Here is a 24,511-nt window from a genome sequence, read left to right as displayed (position 1 = left end):
GAACCGGGGCAACGCCCCGGCCATCAAACAGAGGTTCTACCAGCGCCCAGCAGCCTCCTGATCACTCTGCTTGCCTTCGACCCACCTCGGCCCTTCCTGAGTGTTCTCCTTCTTCCAGAACGGCGCCCGGGTCTTCAAGTAATCCATGATGAAGTTGCAGGCATCGAACGCGGCCTGCCGATGCGCGCTGGCAACCCCCACGAACACGATCGGCTCACCCGGCTCCAGCGCCCCGATGCGGTGCAGCACCTCGACCTTGAGCAAGGGCCAGCGCTGCTCGGCCTCGACCAGGATCTTGGCCAGGGCCTTCTCGGTCATGCCCGGGTAGTGCTCGAGAAACATCCCCGCCACCTCGCGACCGTCGTTGAAGTCGCGCACATAACCGACGAACCCGACCACCGCGCCCACGCCCACATTGGCAGCGTGCATGGCATTGACTTCGGCACCGGGGTCGAACGCCGCCTGCTGTACCCGTACGCCCATGCTCAACCTCCGGTCACCGGCGGGAAGAAGGCGAGCTCATCGCCGTCCTCGACCGGTTCATCGAGCCTGCACAGCTCTTCGTTGCGCGCGCACATCAGGTTCTGCTCGGCCAATACGGCGTAAACGCCGCCTTTGGCCACCAGCGCCTGGCGCACATCGTCGAGCACCTTGAAATCCCCTTCCAGGCGCTCGGCATCGACGCCAAGCACCTCACGGTAACGGGCAAAATAGAGGGCCTTGATCTTCATCACCCCTCCACCTTGTAGTGGCCGCTCTTGCCGCCGACCTTCTCCAGCAGGCGCACCTGCTCGATTATCATGCCCTTGTCCACGGCCTTGCACATGTCGTAGATCGTCAGCGCCGCGACGCTGGCAGCGGTAAGCGCCTCCATCTCCACACCGGTTTGCCCGGCCAGCTTGCAGCGGGCAACGATATGCACCACATCTTCGCCTTCGCCAGCCAGCTCCACCTTGACGCTGGTGAGCATCAGCGGATGGCACAGCGGGATCAGGTCGCTGGTCTTCTTCGCCGCCTGAATGCCAGCGATGCGCGCCACGGCGAACACGTCACCCTTGGGGTGCTCGCCATCGACGATCATCCGCAAGGTCTGCGGCAACATGCGCACCCGCGCTTCGGCGATCGCCTCGCGTGCGGTCACGGCCTTTTCAGTGACGTCGACCATGTTGGCGCGCCCCTGGGAATCGAGATGAGTCAGCACTGCTCTGCTCCTGTGAAGGGAAAGCAGAGTGTAAACCTGTGGGTCAGGTTTGCGCAGGGGAATGTGTCGGCAGCTTCGGCCTCATCACCGGGCTTGCCCGCCCCCACAACCGTGTGGAAGCGGGCTTGCCTGCGAATGAGCCAGCCGGGCCTACAGATGCGACTCGGCGTACTCGGCCAGCACCGAGCGCGGCACACCCTGCAAGGTGATGTGCACGCCATGGGGGAAGTCCTTGAAGCGCTCGGTCAGGTAGGTCAGGCCCGAGCTGGTCGCGGACAGGTAGGGGGTGTCGATCTGCGCCAGGTTGCCCAGGCAGACCACCTTGGAGCCAGAGCCTGCACGGGTGATGATGGTCTTCATCTGGTGCGGGGTGAGGTTCTGGCATTCGTCGATCAGGATCAGGCTCTGCTGGAAGCTGCGCCCACGAATGTAGTTCAGCGACTTGAACTGCAGCGGCACCCGTTCGAGGATGTACTCGACACTGCCGTGGGTGCTTTCGTCATCCATGTGCAACGCCTCGAGGTTGTCGGTGATGGCGCCCAGCCAGGGCTCCATCTTCTCCGCCTCGGTGCCCGGCAGGAAGCCGATCTCCTGGTCCAGCCCCTGCACGCTGCGGGTGGCGATGATACGCCGGTAGCGCTTGCTGACCATGGTCTGCTCGATGGCAGCGGCCAAGGCCAGGATGGTTTTGCCCGAACCGGCCGCGCCGGTGAGATTGACCAGGTGGATGTCTGGATCGAGCAGGGCGAACAGCGCCAGGCTCTGGTGGATGTCGCGGGGCTTGAGACCCCAGGCTTCCTGATGCAGCAGCGGCTCCTGGTGCAGGTCGAGCAACAGCAGTTCGTTCTCGCGAATGCCCTTGATCCAACCAACGAAGCCTTGCTCGTCGATGATGAACTCATTGACGTGCACGGCCGGCAAGTTATCGATCAGTTGTACGCGATGCCAGGTACGGCCCCGTTCCTGGCGGGTGTCGACCTTGCTGACCCGGTCCCAGAATGAGCCGGTGACCGAGTGGTAGCCCTTCGAGAGCAGGGACACATCATCGACCAGTTGGTCGGTGCTGTAGTCCTCGGCAGCGATGCCACAGGCACGCGCCTTCAGGCGCATGTTGATGTCTTTGGTGACCAGCACCACGTCCAGGTCAGCCCGCCTGGCGCGCAGCTCCAGCAGTTGGTTGATGATGATGTTGTCGTTGAGGTTCTCCGGCAGCAGCCGGTTGGGTTCGTTGCGCGGGCTCATCAGGATCGACAGGAAGCCCTTCGGCCCGCCCTTGCCACGCTGGATCGGCACCCCTTGTTCGACATCGGTGGGTGATGCATCGCCGAGGGTCTGGTCGATCAGGCGAATGGCCTGGCGACATTCGGCGGCGATGGATTGTTTACCGGTCTTGAGCTTGTCGAGTTCCTCCAGCACCGTCATCGGTATGGCGACGTGGTGCTCCTCGAAGTTGAGCAAAGCGTTGGGATCGTGAATCAGGACGTTGGTATCGAGCACATACAGGATTGGCTGGTTGGAGGAAGGGTTGCGTCCTTGGTCATCCATACTCGGTCACCTTATGTGAAAGCAGGACGGCACAGCTCGGCTGCACCGCAGAGTGACCGCCGTTCTCCCCGTATCCGCGTCGTTACGGGCGGGGAGCGCACCTGGCAAGGAGGGCCTGGATGACGCCACCTGTGCTGCAGGAATCGGCTGTCCGATTCCTTCATACCGCAAAAGGCGTGACGGAAAAAAGACTTTTTACGCTCCGGTGAAGTTTATTTTGCCGAATGACGATCCGCGCTTGGCGATAAGGTGACGGGGGACTACAGTCAATGTTGGACTCTGGATTTCATGCCTAGCGCAGATGCGCATATTCCATGCAATCCTGCCACCCGATCCCGCTCTGCGCCGTGTGCTGCAACAGCCATTCCAGCGCCGGCTGTGCCTTGGGCAGGGTGTCGTGGAACTGAATCACACCCTTGCGCCATAGCAGCATCAAGGTCATCACCCGCTGGGCCGACTTCTCGGCATCCAGCGCGCTGTCGTCCTGGGCGTCGATGTCCCACAGTGACACCTGCAGCCCTTGCGCCGCCATGAACGCCTCGCCGTCGGCGCGGCGCTGCCCATAGGGCGGGCGGAACAGCGGCACGTACTGCTCGGGCATCAAACCCTGCACCTGCGCCTGGCTGCGCCGCAGGGAGTCCTGCCAGCCCTGCCACTGGGCGTGGGAGCGATACTCCCAGCCCTGAATCCCCACGCACTGCCCGGCGTAAAGCGCCGCGACATTCCCCCCCTGGGCCATGTCGCGGCGCTGCTGCACGCGGTTGCCCAGCACGAAGAAGGTGGCGCCCAGCTTTTGCCGGCGCAGGTAATCAGTGAGCAGATCCGTGTTGCTGCCGACCGGGCCGGGGCCGCCGCCGAACGTCAGCAGGAACATCCGATCGTTGAGTTCATCGCCATTGCGCTCGCGGCTAGACAACCGCTCGATCTCGCTGCTGGTCTGTGGAAACAACGCTGCCTTGCGCAACTGTTCGTCGAGGTAGCGGACATTGAACTGATGACTGGGCTCGACCCACTGCTTGTAGAATTCGCCGACATCTGTAGCGAACGTTGCCGAACGCGTACGCAAATCCGCCATCGAGTCCAGCGGATAGCAGAACGAGGCATCCTGCTCGCAACTGAGCTGGGCCTGCTGGAAGTTTTCCCACAACCGCTGCCACATGCGCGCCCGCACCGAACGAATCACCGCCAGGTTGATCTGCCGCAACCCCAGGCGCGCCGCCAGGGCGCGCTCATCGAGCATCTCGCTTTCATGCAGCACCTGGGCGAAGGAGAGGATCTGTGCGCGCGATGCCACGTCGAACAGCACCGGGCTGTCGAGCTGCTCGGGCCAATGGCTGCGGTCGAAGCTGACGGAATTGGACGGGGCGGCCTGCACAGCCAGGCTGAACAACCCGGCCAGCACGGCGAAGGCAATGCGCACGATCGGTTCTCCCTAAACGGATGATGCGCACTATAGCGCCTGCCCCGGCGATGGTCTGTGACTATCGTCAGCATAGTTTGGCGTTGCCCTGCTGGCCCCGTAGAATCGTCGCCGACGATCTCAGGAGCCGACCCCATGCTGACGGTGATTTCCCCCGCCAAGACCCTCGACTACGACACCCCGCCGGTAACCCAGCGCCACACCCTGCCGCAGTACCTGGACGATTCGCAGACGTTGATCACCCAACTGCGCGAGCTGTCGCCGGCCGAGATCGCCGAGCTGATGCACCTGTCCGACAAGCTCGCCGGCCTCAATGCCGCGCGCTTCGGCAGTTGGACCCCAGACTTCACCCCCGCCAACGCCAAGCAGGCGCTGCTGGCGTTCAAGGGCGATGTGTACACGGGCCTGGACGCCGAAACCCTTGGCGAAGACGATTTCAGCTACGCCCAGCAACACCTGCGCATGCTCTCGGGCCTCTATGGGCTGCTGCGCCCACTGGACCTGATGCAGCCCTATCGCCTGGAAATGGGCACCAAGCTCGCCAACGCACGCGGCAAGGACCTCTACGCCTTCTGGGGCACGCGCATCAGCGAATGGCTGAACCAGGCCCTGGCCGAACAGGGCGATGACCTGCTGCTGAACCTGGCCAGCAACGAGTACTTCAGTGCCGTGAAGAAGAACGCCCTGAATGCGCGGGTGATCAACGTCGACTTCAAGGACCTGAAGAACGGCCAGTACAAGATCATCAGCTTCTACGCCAAGAAGGCCCGCGGCCTGATGAGCCGCTTCGTGATCCAGGAGCGCATCAACGATCCCGAGCAGCTCAAGCGCTTCGATGTGCAGGGGTACTACTACAGCGCCGAGCAATCGAAGCCTGACCACCTGGTGTTTCTGCGCGATCACCCGGCTGACTAGCCCTGGAGCTTGCAGGGGCAACTGTCTTGCGTTAAATCTAAAGGCCAGCCCAATCTCCCTGTGTAGCGGGCTTGCCCGCGAACACGGGCATAGCCCGTGCCAGGCAGCGCGGTGTTCTTTTCGCGGGCAAGCCCGCTCCTACAGGTACCGCACCGCTGAAAGACCCGCTCAAAAAGCCAAATTACTGGCGCCAAAAAATAGACGAACCCGAGGTTATCGCCAAACGCCATAAGACCGTTCGTAGTTTTTTGACGAATTTTGAAAAAATTTTTCCGATACTGGCATATAACCATCTCATCTTGATCTCGCCCTTTATATACAGGGGCGAAACCCATCCGTGCTATCAGATTGAAAGTATTTAGCGCTTAAAAAATATTTAGAAATCTTTCATCTGCCCTGCACTCACCCCGGAACTTCTCCCTTCGCAGATCGCTCATAGCACCCGTAACGAATCACGAGCGTGCAACGTGAGAGATGACTTACAGATGACAACTGGCAGGTACTCAATACCTGCACTGATAACTTCGACTACCGCCTCGGTATACCCGAGCGGCCTGTCCAAGCAGGAGATACGCGCCCCTTACTAATCGTCCTAGTGGTTGATTTCAAAGGATTTATTCACTTGAAAATACAAGCACAGCAGCGCACCCGATAACGCGTTGCAATAAAGACGGCTGCATCTCAGGGCACGCCTTTTAATAACTGGCCTTTTACTGCCAAGTTTGAGCGCACAACGGTTTGCGCTCCGGATTCATTCATGCCTGCGTTCGGTGAAGTGTCAATTCGCCATGGATCCGTGCGCCCGTAAAAGCAGGTCAATCAACCCGGTCCGACTCTTCGAAAGAGTCGGCGTGATAAACACACGAGGTGAATACGATGCGTATCAGCATCTTTGGTTTGGGTTACGTGGGTGCCGTCTGTGCAGGTTGCCTGTCGGCAAGGGGCCATGAAGTGATTGGTGTGGACGTGTCCACCACCAAGATCGACCTGATCAACCAGGGCAAGTCGCCAATCGTCGAGCCGGGTCTGGAGCAACTCCTGCAGCAAGGCATCGCCAATGGTCGCCTGCGTGGCACCACCGACTTCGCCGAGGCGATCCGCGCCAGCGACGTGTCGATGATCTGCGTCGGCACCCCGAGCAAGAAGAACGGCGACCTGGGCCTGGAATACATCGAATCGGTGTGCCGCGAGATCGGCTATGTGCTGCGCGACACCACCCGCCGCCACACCATCGTGGTGCGCAGCACCGTGCTGCCAGGCACCGTGAAGAACGTGGTGATCCCGATCCTCGAGGACTGCTCGGGCAAGAAGGCCGGCGTCGATTTCGGCGTGGCGGTCAACCCCGAGTTCCTGCGCGAAAGTACCGCGATCAAGGACTACGACCAGCCTCCGATGACTGTCATCGGCGAACTGGACAGCGCCAGCGGCGACGTGCTGCAGGCGATCTACGAAGAGCTCGACGCCCCGATCATCCGCAAGCCGATCGAAGTGGCCGAAATGATCAAGTACACCTGCAACGTCTGGCACGCCACCAAGGTGACCTTCGCCAACGAGATCGGCAACATCGCCAAGGCGGTCGGCGTCGATGGTCGCGAAGTGATGGACGTGGTCTGCCAGGACAAGGCCCTGAACCTGTCGCAGTACTACATGCGCCCAGGCTTCGCCTTCGGCGGTTCGTGCCTGCCCAAGGACGTGCGCGCCCTCACCTATCGCGCTGCCAGCCTCGACGTGAAGGCGCCTCTGCTCGACTCGCTGATGCGCAGCAACGCGTCGCAGGTGCAGAACGCCTTCGACATCATCGAAAGCCACGACAAGCGCAAGATCGCCCTGCTCGGCCTGAGCTTCAAGGCCGGCACCGACGACCTGCGCGAAAGCCCGCTGGTGGAACTGGCCGAGCGCCTGATCGGCAAGGGCTACGAGCTGAACATCTACGACCAGAACGTCGAGTACGCCCGTGTCCACGGCGCCAACAAGGACTACATCGAGTCGAAGATCCCGCATGTCTCGTCGCTGCTCAACGCCGACTTCCAGCAGGTGGTCGATGGCGCCGACATCATCATCCTCGGCAACCGCGACGAGCAGTTCCGTGCCCTGGCCCAGCAGGCGCCGGAAGGCAAGCAGGTGATCGACCTGGTCGGCTTCATGAGCAAGCCCACCAGCACCCTCACCCGCACCGAAGGCATCTGCTGGTAAGCCAGCCCGACGCGGGGCCGGCCGGCCCCGCACTTCCCTGATTCTCGCGACGGATGCTGAACATGCAAAGGCTCCAGACAGTGCTGTTGCAGTGCGCCGGATGGCTGCTCTACATGAGCCTGCTCATGCTGATCGCCCTGGCCCTGCCCAGCGATATCTTCGATTCGCAATCGAAGCACTTCATCTTCCTGGTCGGCGCAGTCGGCATCTGGCGCTACTCCATGGGCGCCACCCATTTCATCCGCGGCATGATCTTCCTGTACCTGGTCTACCCCTACCTGCGCCGCAAGGTGCAGAAGCTGGGCAAGGCAGCCGAACCGTCGCACGTGTACCTGATGGTCACCAGCTTTCGCATCGATGCGCTGACCACCGCCCAGGTGTACAGCTCGGTGATCCGCGAAGCGATCGAATGCGGCTATCCGACCACCGTGGTCTGCTCGCTGGTGGAGAAGTCCGACGAGCTGCTGGTCAAGAGCCTGTGGGCCAAGTTCAACCCGCCCGAACACGTCGCCCTGGACTTCGTGCGCATCGCCGGTACCGGCAAGCGCGACGGCCTGGCCTACGGTTTTCGCGCCATCTCGCGGATGCTGCCGGACGAAAACGCGGTGGTCGCGGTGATCGACGGCGACACCGTGCTGGCCGATGGCGTGGTACGCAAGACCGTGCCCTGGTTCAAGCTCTACCCCAATGTCGGTGGCCTGACCACCAACGAATTCTGCGAAGTGCGCGGCGGCTACATCATGAGCGAGTGGCACAAGCTGCGCTTCGCCCAGCGCCACATCAACATGTGCTCAATGGCGCTGTCCAAGCGCGTGCTGACCATGACCGGGCGCATGTCGATGTTCCGCGCAAGCGTGGTCACCAACCCTGAGTTCATCGCCGACGTCGAAAGTGACTCGCTGATGCACTGGCGCCTGGGCCGCTTCAAGTTCCTCACCGGCGACGACAAGTCGAGCTGGTTCAGCCTGATGCGCCTGGGCTACGACACCTTCTACGTGCCGGACGCGGCGATCAACACGGTCGAGCATCCGCCGGAGAAGAGCTTCGTCAAGGCCAGCCGCAAGCTGATGTACCGCTGGTACGGCAACAACCTGCGGCAGAACTCCCGTGCCCTGGGCCTGGGCCTCAAGCGCCTGGGGCTGTTCACCAGCATCGTGCTGCTCGACCAGCGTGTGTCGATGTGGACCAGCCTGCTGGGCCTGACCGTGGCGGTGATCGCCAGCTTCAAGTTCGGCCTGCAGTTCCTGCTGGTGTACCTGCTGTGGATCGGCATCACCCGCCTGATCCTCACCATCATGCTGCTGTGCTCGGGCCACAGCGTCGGCCCGGCCTACCCGCTGATCCTCTATTACAACCAGATCGTCGGCGCACTGATGAAGATCTACGTGTTCTTCCGCCTCGACAAGCAGTCCTGGACCCGCCAGCCGACTGCCCTGAAACGTGACCTCGCCAGCTTTCAACAATGGTTCAACACCTGGTCCTCTCGGACCATGACCTTCTCGGCCGCCAGCATCTTCGTCGCTGTGCTGTTCATGGTCGTGTGAGCCCAACCCGGATCGATCCAACAGGAACAAATCACCATGAATACCGCCGTGAACGTCAACGTCGTGCATGAGTCCGAAGCCCAGCGCCAGCACGCCCGGGTGCGCATCCCGGCCAAGCTGCGCTATCTGGACAGCGAGCGCCAGCCGCAGGATGTGAAGGTCGACGACCTCTCCGCCGGTGGTCTGTCGTTCCATGCCAAAAAAGCCCTTCCGGTCGGCGATGTCGTGCGTGGTCGCCTGCAGTTCGTGGTCGACAACCTGGGGCTGTCGATGGACATCGAGTTCCTGGTGCGCTCGAGCGATCCACAAAGCGGCCGCACCGGTGTCGAATTCCAGAACCTGGAACCGCGTGATATCGCGACCCTGCGCCACATCATCACCTCCCACCTGTCCGGTGAGCTGATCAGCGTCGGTGACGTGCTCAGTACCCTGCAGCGCGACAACTTCACCAAGGCGCGCAAGCAGAAGGATTCGGGCTCGGGCCTCAGCGCCTTCGGTCGCCTGCGTGCCGTCACCGTCACGCTGGGCGTGTTCGTGGTCGGCATCGCCGCCTTCGGCTTCGTCGCCAAGTCACTGTACGGCCTGTACTTCGTCAGCCACGCCGAGGCCGGCGTGGTCGCGGTACCGACCACCAACGTCACCATGCCCCGCGACGGCAGCATGCAGAGCCTGGTGGAGAACGGTGCGCAGGTGGTCAAGGGCGCGCCGCTGGCGACCTTCAACACCAGCATGCTCGACCTGCTCAAGGGCCATCTGGACGACTCGCAACTGGAGCCTGCCAAGGTCGAGGAGCTGTTCGGCAAGCAGCTTTCCGGCACCCTCACCAGCCCCTGTGATTGCGTGGTCGCCCGCCAGTTGGTGGATGACGGCCAGTACGCCAGCAAGGGGCAGGCGGTTTACCAACTGATCCCGCGCACCACCAACCCGATGGTCGAGGCGCGCTTCAGCTATCGCCAGTTCGACGAGGTCAAGCCAGGTACCCGGGTCAACTTCCAGATCGCCGGCGAAGACAACGTGCGCACCGGTGTGATCGTTGGCAGCGCCAGCCTGGACAACGACAACCTGGCTTCGGACATTCGCGTGCAGATCAAGCCTGACGAGTCGCTGCCTGCAGAGCTGGCCGGCCGCCCGGCTTCGGTGAACAGCGACCGCGGTCCATCGCTGAACTGGCTGATCGACAAGGCCGTGGCCCGCGGGCTCTGAGGGGGATAGGACGATGACCCCGAACAATTACACCTGTGCTCCTGTGGGAGCGGGCTTGCCCGCGAAGGGGCCAGCAGGCACACCTTCATCGCAGCTCCCGGCCATTCGCGGGCAAGCCCGCTCCCACAAGGTTCTCGGGCTCTGCGTGCTGGCCATCACCCTGGCCGGCTGCGTCGGCCTGCCTGACCAGCGCCTGGCCAACGAGGCCCTCAAACGTGGCGACACCGCCACCGCCGAGGCCAACTACAAGGCACTCGCCGACCTGGGCTACAGCGACGCACAGGTGGGCCTGGCCGATATCCAGGTCGGCACCCGCGACCCGGCCCAGCTCAAGCAGGCCGAAGCCACCTACCGCGCCGCGGCCGCCTCCTCGCCACGTGCCCAGGCACGCCTGGGCCGCCTGCTGGTGGCCAAGCCCGACAGCACCCAGGCCGAACGCGAGGAGGCCGAAACCCTGCTCAAGCTCGCGGCCAGGCAAGGTGAGGGCAACACCCTGATCCCGCTGGCGATGCTCTACCTGCAGTACCCACAGAGCTTCCCGAACATCAATGCCCAGCAACAGATCGACCAATGGCGCGCCGCTGGCAACCCCGAGGCGGGCCTGGCCCAGGTGCTGCTGTACCGCACCCAAGGCACCTACGACCAGCACCTGGGCGAGGTGGAGAAGATCTGCAAGGCCGCGCTGAACACCACTGACATCTGCTACGTGGAGCTGGCCACGGTCTACCAGAAGCGCGCCCAACCCGACCAGCAGGCCGCCCTGCTCGACCAGCTCAAGGCCGCCTATGCCCGCAACGCGGTGCCTGCGACACGGGTCGACAGCGTCGCCCGCGTGCTCGCCGACCGCAGCCTCGGCCAGACCGACGAAAAAACCGCCAAGGACCTGCTCGAACACGTCGCCCCGGCCAACCCGGCATCCTGGGTCAGCCTTGCGCAACTGCTCTACGACTTCCCCGAACTGGGCGACACCGACCAGCTGATGGCCTACATCGACAAGGGCCGCGAAGCCGAGCAGCCCCGCGCCGAACTGCTGCTGGGCCGCCTCTACTACGAAGGCAAGAGCGTCCCGGCCGATGCCGTGAAGGCCGAGCAACACCTGCAGGCCGCCGCCGACGCCGGCGAAATCAGCGCCCACTACTACCTCGGCCAGCTCTACCGCCGCGGCTACCTGGGCCATGTCGAGCCGCAGAAGGCCGTCGACCACCTGCTCAGTGCCGCCCGTGGCGGCCAGCTCAGTGCCGACTACGCCCTGGCCCAGCTCTACAGCGAAGGCCACGGCATCCGCCAGAACACCGGCAACGCCTGGGTATTCGCCCAGCTCGCCCAGGTCAACCCGACGCCGCAGTCCAGCGAACTGCTGCAGCAACTCGACCAGCAACTCACGCCCGACCAGCGCAGCCAGGCCCAGCGCCTGCTGGAGCAGGAGAAAAAGGCGCGCGCCGGGATGCTCCAGGCCAGCAACAGCCCGCTGGCCCTGGACGCCCTGCAAGACGAGAAAGACGTAGACGCCGAGGACTCGCTATGACGCTCAATCCCTTCGTGAAAGCCGGCATTGGCCTGAGCTTCGCCCTGCTGTGGTCGCTGCCGACCCTGGCCGCGGAAACCGCAGTGAAGAACTTCGGCCTGGACGTGAAGATCACCGGCCAGTCCGAGGACGACCGTGACCTGGGCACCCGCTCCGGCGGCGACGTCAACGGCCTGGGCCTGGACCTGCGTCCCTGGGTGTACGGCGAGCGCGGCAACTGGAGCGCCTTCGCCATGGGCCAGGCGGTGACCGCCACCGACACCATCGAAACCGACACCCTGCGCCAGAACGACGACGGCACCGCCGTCGACACCGGCGACGACAGCCGCAAGCCCGACAAGAGCTACCTGGCCCTGCGCGAATTCTGGATCGGCTACAGCGGCTTCACGCCCTACCCCGGCGAACAGTTGCGCTTCGGCCGCCAGCGCCTGCGCAGCGACGACGGCATGTGGCGCGACACCAACATCGAGGCGCTGAACTGGAGCTTCGACACCACCCTGCTCAAGGCCGACCTCGGTGTCGCCCAACGCTTCAGCGAATACCGCACCGACCTCACCGAGCTGGCCCCCGAAGACAAGGACCGCACGCACCTCTACGGCAATATCGCCACGCAGTGGACACCCGGCCACTGGGTCGGCCTGCGCGCCCACCATACCCATGACAGCGGCAGCCTGAAGAACCCCGGCGAAACCGTCGATGCCCTCGACAAGACCCGCACGGGCGACCTCACCTGGCTGGGCATTGAGGCCAACAGCGACGCCTACAACTGGCGCAACGACCACACCGTCAACTACTGGGGCAGCGTTACCTGGCTGACCGGCAATCGCGACAGCCTCAGCAGCCAGTTGGTCGGTGAAGACCAGATCGCCACCGGCAAACAGAGCGGCGACGTCAATGCCTGGGCCACCGACCTCGGTATCCGCCTGCGCCTCGACCCGCAGTGGCAGGTCGGCGCGGCCTACGCCCGTGGCAGCGGTGGTGGCGGCAGCGATGGCTCGAACAACTTCGAGCAGACCGGCCTTGAGAGCAACCGCTCCAACTTCACCGGCACCCGCTCGCGCGTGCACCGCTTCGGCGAGGCCTTCCGCGGCGAGCTGGGCAACCTGCAGGCCGCGACCCTGTTCGCCTCCTGGCAACTGCGCGACGACTACGACGCAAGCTTCATCTACCACAAGTTCTGGCGCGTCGATGGCAACCAGAACATCGGCTCCAGCGGCATCAATGCGGTGGTCAACGACGATGGCATCAACCGTCCGCTGATCAACGGCGAGAAGGACCTGGGCCAAGAGATGGACGTGGTGGTCACCAAGTACTTCAAGCAGGGCCTGCTGCCCGCCTCGCTGAGCCAGTCGATCGACGAGCCGTCGGCCCTGGTACGCCTGCGCGCCGGTGTGTTCAAGCCCGGCGATGCCTATGGCAAGGAAGCGGACTCGTACATGCACCGCGCCTTCGTCGACGTGATCTGGCGCTTCTGAGGCCGGGAGAAGACCGTTATGAACCTGCACCCGAACCTCCGCCACAGCCTGCTCGCCAGCGCCCTGCTGCTGGCCAGCGGCATGGCCGGTGCCGCAGAACCGGCGGTGATCGCCAAGGGCCTGCAACAGGCCAAGACCTACACCGTCGCCAGCGCGCCGATCGAGCCGCTGCAGATGGACCCGCCCAAGCTGCCTGACCTGTCCGGCTACACCGCACAGGCCGTGCAACAGAAGATCGACCGCCGCCACAAGGGCAAGGTCAGCGTGCGCCGCATGCTCCAGGAAGAGTCGCTCAAGGAGTTCATCGGCGGCGACAACAAGGCCGCCGAGTGGGTCCAGCGCCAGCACGGCATTCCCCAGGCGATCTTCGTCGATGACGGGCATGTCGACCTGGTCGAACTGAGCAAGAAGGTGCCTGCCCAATACCTGCGCGAAACCTCGCCGGGCGTGTACCTGGCGCGCCTGCCGATCGTGGTCGGACGCAAGGGCGTGCTGGAGATCGACGGCAAGGTCAAGGAACTGCGCCTGTCCCAGGAGGGCGGCTCGTTCATCGTCAACGACGGCAAGCTGTTCGTCAGCGATACCCAGATCACCGGCTGGCGCGAGCAGGCCAACGGCCCGGCAACCTTCCGTTCGCCCAAGGAATTCCGCCCGTTCCTGCTCAGCTGGGGCGGCACCGAGACCTACATCGTCAACAGCAAGATGGCCAGCTTCGGCTATGCCAAGTCCAAGTCGTATGGCGTGAGCATCTCGCAGTACACCCCCAACATGGCCAAGCAGATGGGCCGCCCTGAACCGACCGGCTGGATCATCGGCTCGGAGTTCAGCGACATGTGGTACGGCTTCTACTGCTACGAGACCCGCGACTTCGTGGTCAAGGACTCGACCTACCGCGACAACATCGTCTACGGCATCGACCCGCACGACCGCTCGCACCGCCTGATCATTGCCGGCAATACCGTGTACGGCACCAAGAAGAAGCACGGGATCATCGTCTCGCGTGAGGTCAACGACAGCTGGATCATCAACAACAAAAGCTACGACAACAAGCTCTCGGGCGTGGTGATCGACCGTAACAGCGTCAACAACCTGATCGCCTACAACGAGATCTACCGCAACCACACCGACGGCATCACCCTCTACGAGAGCGGCGACAACCTGATCTGGGGCAACAAGCTGATCAACAACCGTCGCCACGGCATCCGCGTACGCAACAGCGTGAACATCCGCCTGTACGAAAACATCGCCATGGCCAACGGCCTGGTCGGGGTGTACGGGCACATCAAGGACCTCTCCGACACCGACCGCGACATCGCCCTGGACCCGTTCGACACCAAGGTCTCGCTGATCGTGGTTGGCGGCGAGCTGGCGGCCAATGGCTCCGGCCCGCTGTCGATCGACTCGCCGCTGTCGGTCGAGCTGTACAAGGTCTCCATGCTCGCCCCGCGCAAGTCCAGCGGCATCAGCCTCAACGGCGTGCTCGGCGAGCGCCAGGACGAAATCCTCGACCTGCTGGTGCGCCAGCAGAAGGCCGTGCTGATCGACCCGGTCGAACGCCAGACCGAAATGATCGACTAAGGAAGCCCCGACCATGACCCCACACCTGATGAAACTGCTCGGCCTGTCCGCCGCCCTCCTGGCCATCAGCCAGGGCGTGCGCGCCGAAGACGTGCAGCCACCGAGCTTCAGCGCCGAGCCGTGCTGCCAGCTGTGCCCCGAGGCCCACGACGCCAGCCGCTACACCACTCGCTACCAGCAGAACTTCACCACCCTGGTACAGGCCCAGGGCGACTGGCTGTTCCGTACCCGCGAAGACCTGCGCACCGAATTCGACACCACGCCCGGCGGCTACAAGCGCCTGCAGCAGGTGCACGATGCCTTCAAGAAACGCGGCGTGGAGCTGGTGGTGGTCTACCAGCCGACCCGTGGCCTGGTGAACCGCAACATGCTCAAGCCCGAGGAAAAGGCCGCCTTCGACTACCAGAAGGCCCTGCACAACTACCAGGCGATGCTGCAGCGCTTCGCCAGGATGGGCTACAACGTGCCCGACCTCTCGCCCCTGACCAACGAGCAGCTCGCCGCCGCCGACCAGGGCAAGGACTTCTACTTCCGCGGCGACCAGCACTGGACGCCCTACGGCGCCCAGCGCGCAGCGAAGATCGTGGCCGACACCGTGCACCAGATGCCGGCTTTCGAGGGCATTCCACGCAAGGAGTTCGAGACCCGGAAATCCGGGCGCATGGGCAAGACCGGCACCCTGCACAACGTCGCCGGGCAGCTGTGCGGCACCAGCTACGCGGTGCAGTACATGGACCAGTTCGCCACCGAGCCCAAGGGTGGCGCCAGTGGCGGCGACGACCTGTTCGGCGACTCGGGCAACGCGCAGATCACCCTGGTCGGCACCAGCCACAGCGGCAAGAACTACAACTTCTCGGGCTTCCTGGAGCAGTACATCGGCGCCGACGTGCTCAACGTCGCCTTCCCCGGTGGCGGCCTGGAAGGCTCGATGATCCAGTACCTGGGCAGCGAAGAATTCCACAAGAACCCGCCGAAGATCCTGATCTGGGAGTTCTCGCCGCTGTACCGCCTCGATCAGGAAACCATCTGGCGGCAGATCCTCGGACTGCTCGACGACGGCTGCGACGACCGCCCGGCGCAAATGAGCGCCAGCACCACACTCAAGCCAGGCAAGAACGAGCTGATGGTCAACGGCAAGGGCGGCGTGATCAAAGACCTGGTCAACCGCAATCACCAGCTCGACATCCGTTTCGAGGACACCTCGGTCAAGGTCCTGCAGGCCACCCTCTGGTACCTGAACGGCCGCCACGAGGACATCAAGATCGAAAAACCCGAGACCTCCGACACCGACGGACGCTTCGTCTTCCAGATGCGCGAGGACGAAGACTGGGCCAGCCAGAACCTGCTGGCCCTGGAAGTCCAGGGTCCGGAAAACGGCACCCAGAAAGTCGAGGCCAAGCTCTGCAAACGCAACAACTTCGCCGGCAGCGCGCGCAACACCGCACAAGCCGGCCAGTGAGGCGAACATGACGACATTGAAGCGAACCTTCAGCCCCGCCCTGCTCGCGCTGGCCCTGTTCGGAGGTGCCGCGCAGGCTGCGCTGGTGCCCCCGCAGGGTTACTACGAGGGCATCGAGAAACTCAAGACCAGCGACGGCAACTTCACCTGCGAAGCCGCGCCCAAGCCCTATACCGGCGCGCTGCAGTTTCGCAGCAAGTACGAGGGCTCGGACAAGGCCCGGGCAACGCTCAACGTCGCCTCTGAAAAAGCCTTCCGCGACTCCACTGCAGATATCACCACCCTGGAGAAGGGCGTCAGCAAGATGGTCGGCCAGTACATGCGCGACGGTCGCCCGGCCCAGCTCGATTGCGTGCTGACCTGGCTCGGCACCTGGGCACGCGCCGATGCGCTGGAGTCCACCGACTTCAACCACACCGGCAAGTCCATGCGCAAATGGGCGCTGGGCAGCATGAGCGGCTCGTGGCTGCGCCTGAAGTTCTCCAACTCCCAGCCACTGGCCGCGCACCAGGCCGAGGCCGAGCTGATCGAGAAGTGGCTCGCCAAGCTGGCGACCCAGACCGTGCGCGACTGGAGCGACCTGCCGCTGGAGAAGATCAACAACCATAGCTACTGGGCGGCCTGGTCAGTGATGGCCACGGCAGTGGCGACCGACCGGCGCGACCTGTTCGACTGGGCAGTGAAGGAATACAAGGTCGGCGCCAACCAGGTCGACGACCAGGGCTTCTTGCCCAACGAGGTCAAGCGTCGCCAGCGCGCGCTGGCCTACCACAACTACGCCCTGCCGCCGCTGGCGATGATCGCCAGCTTCGCCCAGGCCAACGGCGTGGACCTGCGCAAGGAAAACAACTTCGCCCTGCAGCGTCTGGGCGAAGGCGTGCTGGCCGGTGCCCGCGATCCGGTGCACTTCGCCGAGCGCGCGGGGGTCAAGCAAGACCTCAAGGACCTCAAGGTCGACAGCAAGTACGCCTGGCTCGAGCCCTGGTGCGCGCTGTACCAGTGCGTCGGCGACACCCTCGAGCGCAAGCACGACATGCAGCCGTTCAACAGCTTCCGCATGGGGGGCGACATGACCCGGGTCTACGACCCGAGCGCGGAAAGCAAAAAATGAAGTGACCCCTGTGGGAGCGGGCTTGTCCCGCGATTGCGTCCGACTGGACAACACCGGCGAATCGACTGACGCAATCGCGGGACAAGCCCGCTCCCACAGGGACCAAGGTGATCCCCCGCATTTTCGTGGGGGGTTTGGGGGGCGCTGTGCCCCGGATGCTGTGAACAAAAAGGAGAACCGGGATGGTCTTCTCGTCCAACGTGTTCCTGTTCCTGTTCTTGCCGGTTTTCCTCGGCTTGTACTATCTGAGCGGGAACCGCTATCGCAACCTGCTGTTGCTGGTGGCCAGCTACATCTTCTACGCCTGGTGGCGGGTAGACTTCCTGGCGCTGTTCGCTGGCGTCACCCTGTGGAACTACTGGATCGGCCTGAAAGTCGGCGCCGCCGGCGTGCGCACCAAGCCGGCCCAGCGCTGGCTGCTGCTGGGCGTGGGCGTGGACCTGGCGATCCTCGGCTACTTCAAGTACGCCAACTTCGGTGTCGACAGCCTCAACGCGATCATCACCTCGTTCGGCCTTGAGCCGTTCATCCTCACCCATGTGCTGCTGCCGATCGGTATCTCGTTCTACATCTTCGAGTCGATCAGCTACATCATCGACGTGTACCGCGGCGACACCCCGGCCACGCGCAACCTGATCGACTTCGCCGCGTTCGTGGCGATCTTCCCGCACCTGATCGCCGGCCCCGTGCTGCGCTTCAAGGACCTGGTCGATCAGTTCAACAACCGCACCCATACCCTGGACAAGTTCTCCGAAGGCTGCACTCGCTTCATGCAGGGCTTCATCAAGAAAGTGTTCATCGCCGACACCCTGGCGGTGGTCGCCGACCACTGCTTCGCCCTGCAGAACCCCACCACAGGCGATGCCTGGCTGGGCGCGCTGGCCTACACCGCGCAGCTGTACTTCGACTTCTCCGGCTACAGCGACATGGCCATCGGCCTGGGCCTGATGATGGGCTTTCGCTTCATGGAGAACTTCAAGCAGCCCTACATCAGCCAGTCGATCACCGAGTTCTGGCGGCGCTGGCACATCAGCCTGTCGACCTGGCTGCGCGACTACCTGTACATCACCCTGGGCGGCAACCGCAAAGGCACCTTCGCCACCTACCGCAACCTGTTCCTGACCATGCTGCTGGGCGGCCTGTGGCACGGCGCCAACTTCACCTACATCATCTGGGGTGCCTGGCACGGCATGTGGCTGGCGATCGAACGGGCGCTGGGTATCGACACCAACCCGCAGCGCTTCAACCCGGTCAAGTGGGCCTTCACCTTCCTGCTGGTGGTGGTCGGCTGGGTGATCTTCCGCGCCGAAAACCTCGAAGTGGCCGGGCGCATGTACGGCGCCATGTTCAGCTTCGGCCAGTGGCAACTGTCGGAACTCAACCGCGCCCAGCTCACCGGCCTGCAGGTGGCCACGCTGATCGTCGCCTACCTGACCCTGGCGTTCTTCGGCCTGCGCGACTTCTACCTCAACGCAACGCCACCGGCCGCCCCGCGCATTCCGGCGCAAGTACATGGCGACGGCACGCTGAGCCTGGACTGGACCCGGGTCATGACCCGGGCTCTGGTGCTGCTGCTGTTCGTGGCCTCGATCCTCAAGCTTTCGGCGCAGAGCTACTCGCCGTTCCTGTACTTCCAGTTCTGAGGTGGATGACATGAACCGCACACTTCGCATCACCTATTCGCTGTCGTTCCTCGGCCTGCTGGTGGGCCTGGGCGCCTGGTCGGTCGGTGGCCTGGACAGCTTCAACCGCACCGGGCAGATGACCCTGCTCGACGGCAAGCTGGCCAAGGCCGCCGAAACCCACTACGACGACCAGTTCCCGATCAAGCGCCTGGGCACCAACCTCTGGGCCGCACTGGACTTCAAGCTGTTCAACGAAGGCCGCCCCGGCGTGGTGCTGGGCCGCGACCAGTGGCTGTTCAGCGATGAAGAGTTCAACCCCACCGCCAATGCCAACCACCTGATGCAGGACAACCTGGCGCTGATTCGCGGCGTACGCGACACCCTGCAGCGCCAGAACATCCAGCTGGTGCTGGCGATCCTGCCAGCCAAGGCACGCGTCTATGACGAATACCTCGGCAAGCAGGCACCTGCCAGCCTGCATGCGGACCTGTTCAACCAGTTCCACGCCCAGGCCCGCCAGGCCAACGTGTTCGCCCCCGACCTGCTGGCCCCGCTGGAGCAGGCCAAGGCCCGCGGCCAGGTGTTCCTGCGTACCGACACCCACTGGACGCCCATGGGCGCCGAAGTGGTCGCCCAGGCGATCGCCGAGGGCGTGAAGCGCCAGCAACTGCTCGAAACCGAACCCCAGGCCTACATCACCGAGGCGGGCAAGACTGCGCCATACAAAGGCGACCTGACCAACTTCCTGCCGCTCGACCCGCTGTTCAACAACCTGCTGCCACCCCCGGACAACCTGCAGCAGCGCACCACCCGCCCGGCGCAAAGCGAAGGCCAGGGCGACGACGCGCTGTTCGCCGACAGCGCCATCCCGGTGGCGCTGGTGGGCACCAGCTACAGCGCCAACCCGCACTGGAACTTCCTCGGCGCCCTGCAGCAGGCGCTGCACAGCGACGTCGCCAACTACGCCGAGGACGGCCACGGTCCGCTGCTGCCGATGCTCAAGTACCTGCAGAGCGACGCCTTCAAGAACGCCCCGCCACAGGTCGTGGTGTGGGAGTTCCCCGAGCGCTATCTGCCCATGAAGAACGACCTCAGCAGCTTCGATCCGCAGTGGATCGCGCAACTGAAGAACACCCGTAAATCCGAAGAAAACCTGGCCCTTTCGTCAAACCGGACGGACCACTGAAAGAGAGGAACACGCACATGACTCACAAGCCATCCATCGCCAAAGCCCTCACCCTCGCGGCCGGCCTTTCCCTGGCTTCGCTGCAGGCCTTCGCCGGCGCCGACGCTGCACTCTATGGCCCTAGCGCCCCGAAAGGCTCGACCTTCGTGCGCCTGTACAACGCAAGCTCCGCGCCCACCGCGGCCTCGGTCGGCAATACCCAAATCAAGCAGGTCGGTGCCCAGGCCAGCAGCGACTTCAGCTTCCTGCCTGGCGGCGACTACACCGCCCAGGTCGGCGGCAAGAGCGTGCCGGTCAAGCTGGCCTCGGACACGTACTACACCCTGGTCAACAACAACGCTGGCAACCCGCAACTGATCGAGGAGCCACCGTTCAAGAACAAGCAAAAAGCGCTGGTGCGCGTGCAGAACCTCAGCGACCAGTCGCTGACCCTGAAGACTGCCGACGGCAAGACCGAAGTGGTCAAGGCGGTGGCCGCCAAGGGGCGCGGCGAGCGTGAAATCAATCCGGTCAAGGTCAACCTGGCCCTGTTCGACGGCAACAAGAAAGTCAGCGACGTCAAACCCGTCGCCCTGGAGCGCGGCGAAGCGGCCGTGCTGTATGTCACCGGTTCCGGCAACAGCTTGTCGCCGGTGTGGGTAACTCGCCCCGTGGCTAGCAACTGATCCCCCTGCCTCTAAACGACTATTGGAGAAACATGATGATCCCGGTAATTCTTTCTGGTGGTAGCGGTTCGCGTCTGTGGCCTCTGTCGCGCAAGCAGTTCCCCAAGCAGTTCCTGGCGTTGACCGGCGAACACACACTGTTCCAACAGACCCTCCAGCGCCTGGTGTTCGAGGGCATGGATACCCCCATCGTGGTCTGCAACAAGGACCACAAGTTCATCGTCCAGGAGCAGTTGGCGGGCCTGAAGCTCGAAACCCAGGCCATTCTCATGGAACCCTTCGGCCGCAACACCGCGCCGGCGGTGGCGATGGCTGCGATGAAGCTGGTCAATGAGGGCCGCGACGAGCTGATGCTGGTGCTGCCCGCCGACCACGTGATCGAGGACCAGAAAGCCCTGCAACGCGCCCTGGCCCTGGCCACCGTGGCGGCCGAGCGCGGCGAGATGGTGCTGTTCGGCGTGCCGGCGACCAAGCCCGAGACCGGCTACGGCTACATCCGCTCCAGCCAGGACGCCCTGCTGCCCGAGGGCGTGGCGCGGGTCGCGCAGTTCGTCGAAAAACCCGATGAGAAACGCGCCAACGAGTTCGTCCGCGCGGGGGGCTACTTCTGGAACAGCGGCATGTTCCTGTTCCGCGCCAGCCGCTTCCTCGAAGAGCTGAAAAAGCATGACCCGGACATCTACGACACCTGCCTGCTGGCCCTGGAGCGCAGCGACGAAGAGGCCGATGTGCTGAGCATCGACGAAGCCACCTTCGCCTGCTGCCCGGACAACTCCATCGACTACGCGGTGATGGAAAAGACCCAGCGTGCCTGCGTGGTGCCGCTGTCGGCCGGCTGGAGCGACGTGGGCTGCTGGTCGTCGCTGTGGGACGTGCACGAGAAGGACGACAACGGCAACGTCACCAAGGGCGATGTGGTGGTGCAGGACAGCCACAACTGCATGATCCACGGCAACGGCAAGCTGGTGTCGGTGATCGGCCTTGAGAACATCGTCGTGGTCGAGACCAAGGACGCGATGATGATTGCCCACAAGGACAAGGTCCAGGGCGTCAAGCAACTGGTCAACACCCTCGACCAGCAAGGCCGCAGCGAGACCCAGAACCACCTCGAGGTGTACCGCCCATGGGGTTCGTACGACTCGGTGGACATGGGCGGGCGCTTCCAGGTCAAGCACATTACCGTCAAGCCCGGCGCCAGCCTGTCGCTGCAGATGCACCACCACCGCGCCGAGCACTGGATCGTGGTCAGCGGCACCGCCGAGGTGACCTGCGACGAGAACGTGTTCCTGCTGACCGAGAACCAGTCGACCTACATCCCGATTGCCTCGGTGCACCGCTTGCGCAACCCCGGCAAGATCCCGCTGGAGATCATCGAAGTGCAGTCCGGGAGCTACCTGGGCGAGGATGATATCGAGCGCTTCGAGGATGTGTATGGGCGCACGTCCACGCCGGTGGAGCGTGGGGTTTCGGTGAAGACCATCGCGCAGTAATTTGAGCAAGTACCATCGCGGGGCAAGTGACAGAGGTACATTACCGCTGTGGCGTGCCCTGCGATGTTCTGTTCAAACCTTTCCGTTCGGTAATGGGAGCGAGGCTGTATATCGAGGATCGTTGATACATCAATCAGGCTCATTGAATATCAGGCCCGAGCGCGGAAAGCCGACCTGTCGCTCAGGCAAGATCAACGTGAAAACGACCTGCAAATGATAGCGTGCCGGTTCCATCGCCTCTCAGCGGCGCCGTAAAGAGACGGCAGGAAACTTCGTTTGGCGTACTGACCAAATCGAAAATCGTACCCTCTTCTCCGTACGCATAGGGCAAATCGCGATTGTCGATTTCCATATTTAGAATATTCGTGCGTTCCGGTGACTCAGGGTTATACACAAAAGTCAAAACGATGCCGCCGGAATCATCCCTAGCCTCAACGGTCCTCTCATCATCAAAGTCATAGAAACTCACTCTGCGAATATCGACTTCGTATGTTTTCACTACCTCGCCATCACGCTCACGAGTCAACACACCCTTAAAATAGCTAGAATCAACTTTCACTTCTGTGACTTTATGTTTTGCGATCATGAGAAACTCTCCTGAGAAAAACAGAACTCGCAACTTAGCTCGGCGCGAAAGATGTGCACCGCGCAAAATTTCGACCCTTGACGAAGCCCTCAACGGTGCCCTCGATATTGTGCACAGAGTGACGTACTTCTCTCCGTTCCTGTCACTCAGTCGCTGTTGGAAAGTGCGCGACAACGATCAAGAGACTATCAATATCGACATGAACGCGAACCTGACAAAAATACCAGGTTTACCAAACGTGGCGGATGGTCAGGCAGACAGCCTTCTTGCGACTTGGCGCCACTGCCGCCAAGATGGGCAAATCCTTGTACGGAATCTGCGCACATGATCATCGGCGCCTTTCTCATCCTCACCTGGCTGGTCCTGCTGCTGCGCTACCCGGCCAAGGCCCTGCCGATTTCCATGGCCGCCGTGTGCGGCCTGGGCCTGGTCGCGCTGTTCGTGGTCTGGCAGGACAGCCGCGAGGCCTCGCAACTGGCCCGCCTCGATCTGCGCCTGAGCTATGCGCCTGACCAATGCCCCGCCGACCGCGCCCTGCAAGTGCGGATGAAAAACGGCAACAAGGCACCGCTCACCGAACTGCGCTGGCGGGTTGCCGCCTACGCCCCCGGCGATACGGTCAACCTTGCCGAAAACACCTATGCCGCGCCGCGCTATCGCGGGCCCGGTGAGCTGCAGCCCGGTGCCGAATGGACAGACTGCCTGCCATTGCCGCCGCTGCGCTCCGGGTATCGTCCGCAGACCCTGGAGTTTCGTGCCGAGCACCTGCAAGGTACATTTGCCAATTGACCGGGCGACCGCGTCGACCTTTTCGCGGGCAAGCCCGTTCCTACAGATACCTTGGCCGTGGGAGCGGCGGTTCGGCGCTCCGACTTGCCCGCGAAGAGGCCGCTGCAGACGCTACACACCTCACCTGAAAGCAGACCCTGACCATGCCCACCGTCCTCATCACCGGTTGTTCCAGCGGCATCGGCCGCGCCCTGGCCGATACTTTCCGCGATGCCGGCCACCAGGTCTGGGCCACCGCCCGCAAGCCTGAAGATGTCGAGCGCCTCGCCGCCGCAGGTTTCTCCGCCCGGCAACTGGACGTCAACGACCCGCAGGCCCTGGCACGACTGGCCGAGGAATTGCCGGAACTCGACATCCTGATCAACAACGCCGGTTACGGCGCCATGGGCCCGCTGCTCGACGGCGGCGTAGAAGCCCTGCAGCGCCAGTTCGAAACCAATGTGTTCTCGCTGGTCGGCGTAACCCGCGCCCTGTTCCCGCTGCTGCGCCGCTCCAAAGGCCTGGTGGTGAATATCGGCAGCGTGTCGGGGGTACTGGTCACCCCGTTCGCCGGCGCCTACTGCGCCTCCAAGGCCGCCGTGCATGCGCTGAGCGACGCCCTGCGCCTGGAGCTGGCACCGTTCGGGATCCGGGTGATGGAAGTGCAGCCCGGGGCGATCGCTTCACAGTTCGCCAGCAATGCGCAACACGAAGCCGAGCAGGTACTGGCAGCGGATTCGCCGTGGTGGCCGCTGCGCGAGCAGGTGCAGGCCAGGGCCCGCGCCTCGCAGGACAGGCCGACCCCGGCGGCGACCTTCGCCCAGGGATTGCTGGCAGCCACACGCAAGACGCCGACACCGGCGCTGGTAAGGCTGGGCAATGGCAGCACCGCCTTGCCACTGATGGCGCGGCTACTGCCGCAGCGGTTGCTGGACAAGGTGTTGCGCAAGCGCTTCGGGTTGTTGCGGCCGCTTTGAAGCGGTAGTGGATTCTTCGCGGGCAAGTCGGGGCGCCGACTTGCC

Annotated in this window: 21 protein-coding genes; 15 read left to right on the top strand and 6 right to left on the bottom strand. The window is 63.4% G+C overall.

Features of this window, described 5'->3' with window-relative positions; genetic code table 11:
* Nucleotides 1–36: 36 nt before the first annotated feature.
* From moaE to HU729_RS18520, 5 genes are all read right to left on the bottom strand, one after another.
* The gene (gene moaE / locus HU729_RS18540) at nucleotides 37–483 is read right to left on the bottom strand and encodes a molybdopterin synthase catalytic subunit MoaE (protein ID WP_186711201.1); all 447 of its coding nucleotides are present in this window, start codon (nucleotides 481–483) and stop codon (nucleotides 37–39) included.
* Between the two features lie 2 nt (nucleotides 484–485).
* Nucleotides 486–731: a MoaD/ThiS family protein gene (locus HU729_RS18535; protein WP_186711200.1), complete on the bottom strand. Its 246-nt coding sequence runs from the start codon at nucleotides 729–731 to the stop codon at nucleotides 486–488.
* A complete protein-coding gene (moaC, locus tag HU729_RS18530) occupies nucleotides 731–1,201 on the bottom strand; it encodes a cyclic pyranopterin monophosphate synthase MoaC (protein WP_186668118.1) in 471 nt (156 codons plus the stop codon). Before moaC ends, HU729_RS18535 begins: the two co-directional genes overlap by 1 nt.
* A 150-nt stretch (nucleotides 1,202–1,351) precedes the next feature.
* On the bottom strand, nucleotides 1,352–2,746 hold the full coding sequence (locus tag HU729_RS18525; RefSeq protein WP_186668120.1) for a PhoH family protein: 1,395 nt from the start codon (nucleotides 2,744–2,746) through the stop codon (nucleotides 1,352–1,354).
* Between the two features lie 292 nt (nucleotides 2,747–3,038).
* A complete protein-coding gene (locus HU729_RS18520; RefSeq protein WP_186711198.1) occupies nucleotides 3,039–4,166 on the bottom strand; it encodes a polysaccharide deacetylase family protein in 1,128 nt (375 codons plus the stop codon).
* Nucleotides 4,167–4,301: 135 nt separating this feature from the next.
* Between HU729_RS18520 and yaaA the strand changes: the two genes are divergently transcribed.
* From yaaA to HU729_RS18455, 13 genes are all read left to right on the top strand, one after another.
* On the top strand, nucleotides 4,302–5,081 hold the full coding sequence (gene yaaA, locus HU729_RS18515) for a peroxide stress protein YaaA (protein WP_186711197.1): 780 nt from the start codon (nucleotides 4,302–4,304) through the stop codon (nucleotides 5,079–5,081).
* An 876-nt stretch (nucleotides 5,082–5,957) separates the two neighbouring features.
* On the top strand, nucleotides 5,958–7,274 hold the full coding sequence (locus HU729_RS18510; RefSeq protein ID WP_186711196.1) for a UDP-glucose/GDP-mannose dehydrogenase family protein: 1,317 nt from the start codon (nucleotides 5,958–5,960) through the stop codon (nucleotides 7,272–7,274).
* A gap of 62 nt (nucleotides 7,275–7,336) precedes the next feature.
* Nucleotides 7,337–8,818, top strand: a complete 1,482-nt coding sequence (locus HU729_RS18505) for a glycosyltransferase family 2 protein (RefSeq protein ID WP_186668125.1) — start codon at nucleotides 7,337–7,339, stop codon at nucleotides 8,816–8,818.
* 36 nt (nucleotides 8,819–8,854) lie between these two features.
* The gene (locus HU729_RS18500; protein ID WP_186711195.1) at nucleotides 8,855–10,021 is read left to right on the top strand and encodes an alginate biosynthesis protein Alg44; all 1,167 of its coding nucleotides are present in this window, start codon (nucleotides 8,855–8,857) and stop codon (nucleotides 10,019–10,021) included.
* Between the two features lie 103 nt (nucleotides 10,022–10,124).
* Nucleotides 10,125–11,546 carry an alginate biosynthesis TPR repeat lipoprotein AlgK gene (gene algK, locus HU729_RS18495; RefSeq protein ID WP_346655307.1) on the top strand — a complete coding sequence of 474 codons (1,422 nt, stop codon included), beginning with the start codon at nucleotides 10,125–10,127 and terminating at the stop codon, nucleotides 11,544–11,546.
* Nucleotides 11,543–13,021 (top strand): alginate export family protein, encoded by a 1,479-nt coding sequence (locus tag HU729_RS18490; RefSeq protein WP_186711191.1) that lies wholly within the window; start codon nucleotides 11,543–11,545, stop codon nucleotides 13,019–13,021. Before algK ends, HU729_RS18490 begins: the two co-directional genes overlap by 4 nt.
* Before the next feature lie 18 nt (nucleotides 13,022–13,039).
* A complete protein-coding gene (algG, locus tag HU729_RS18485; RefSeq protein ID WP_186711190.1) occupies nucleotides 13,040–14,599 on the top strand; it encodes a mannuronan 5-epimerase AlgG in 1,560 nt (519 codons plus the stop codon).
* A 13-nt stretch (nucleotides 14,600–14,612) separates the two neighbouring features.
* The gene (locus HU729_RS18480) at nucleotides 14,613–16,058 is read left to right on the top strand and encodes an alginate O-acetyltransferase (protein WP_186711189.1); all 1,446 of its coding nucleotides are present in this window, start codon (nucleotides 14,613–14,615) and stop codon (nucleotides 16,056–16,058) included.
* A 7-nt stretch (nucleotides 16,059–16,065) separates the two neighbouring features.
* Nucleotides 16,066–17,169 carry a mannuronate-specific alginate lyase gene (locus HU729_RS18475; protein ID WP_186711188.1) on the top strand — a complete coding sequence of 368 codons (1,104 nt, stop codon included), beginning with the start codon at nucleotides 16,066–16,068 and terminating at the stop codon, nucleotides 17,167–17,169.
* Between the two features lie 182 nt (nucleotides 17,170–17,351).
* Complete coding sequence (locus tag HU729_RS18470) at nucleotides 17,352–18,812, top strand: MBOAT family protein (RefSeq protein WP_186711187.1); 1,461 nt, start codon at nucleotides 17,352–17,354, stop codon at nucleotides 18,810–18,812.
* Between the two features lie 10 nt (nucleotides 18,813–18,822).
* A complete protein-coding gene (locus HU729_RS18465; protein WP_186711185.1) occupies nucleotides 18,823–19,980 on the top strand; it encodes an alginate O-acetyltransferase in 1,158 nt (385 codons plus the stop codon).
* Nucleotides 19,981–19,997: 17 nt separating this feature from the next.
* Nucleotides 19,998–20,645 (top strand): alginate O-acetyltransferase AlgF, encoded by a 648-nt coding sequence (locus HU729_RS18460; RefSeq protein ID WP_186668142.1) that lies wholly within the window; start codon nucleotides 19,998–20,000, stop codon nucleotides 20,643–20,645.
* A gap of 35 nt (nucleotides 20,646–20,680) precedes the next feature.
* Nucleotides 20,681–22,135 carry a mannose-1-phosphate guanylyltransferase/mannose-6-phosphate isomerase gene (locus HU729_RS18455; RefSeq protein WP_054894908.1) on the top strand — a complete coding sequence of 485 codons (1,455 nt, stop codon included), beginning with the start codon at nucleotides 20,681–20,683 and terminating at the stop codon, nucleotides 22,133–22,135.
* Between the two features lie 181 nt (nucleotides 22,136–22,316).
* Here HU729_RS18455 and HU729_RS18450 read toward each other — a convergent pair whose 3' ends face one another.
* The gene (locus HU729_RS18450; RefSeq protein ID WP_186711184.1) at nucleotides 22,317–22,721 is read right to left on the bottom strand and encodes a hypothetical protein; all 405 of its coding nucleotides are present in this window, start codon (nucleotides 22,719–22,721) and stop codon (nucleotides 22,317–22,319) included.
* Nucleotides 22,722–23,045: 324 nt separating this feature from the next.
* Here HU729_RS18450 and HU729_RS18445 point away from each other — a divergent pair, with 324 nt between their 5' ends.
* Both HU729_RS18445 and HU729_RS18440 read left to right on the top strand, forming a co-directional pair.
* Nucleotides 23,046–23,510, top strand: coding sequence for a multidrug transporter (locus HU729_RS18445; RefSeq protein WP_186711183.1), 465 nt, complete (start codon nucleotides 23,046–23,048; stop codon nucleotides 23,508–23,510).
* Between the two features lie 143 nt (nucleotides 23,511–23,653).
* Nucleotides 23,654–24,466 carry an SDR family oxidoreductase gene (locus HU729_RS18440; protein WP_065864146.1) on the top strand — a complete coding sequence of 271 codons (813 nt, stop codon included), beginning with the start codon at nucleotides 23,654–23,656 and terminating at the stop codon, nucleotides 24,464–24,466.
* Nucleotides 24,467–24,511: the final 45 nt, after the last annotated feature.

The sequence above is a fragment of the Pseudomonas sp. RW10S2 genome (assembly GCF_014268985.1).
GTDB classification, from domain to species: domain Bacteria; phylum Pseudomonadota; class Gammaproteobacteria; order Pseudomonadales; family Pseudomonadaceae; genus Aquipseudomonas; species Aquipseudomonas wayambapalatensis.
Note: the sequence above shows the minus strand (reverse complement) of the source record. Positions and strands in the feature narration are given on the sequence as shown.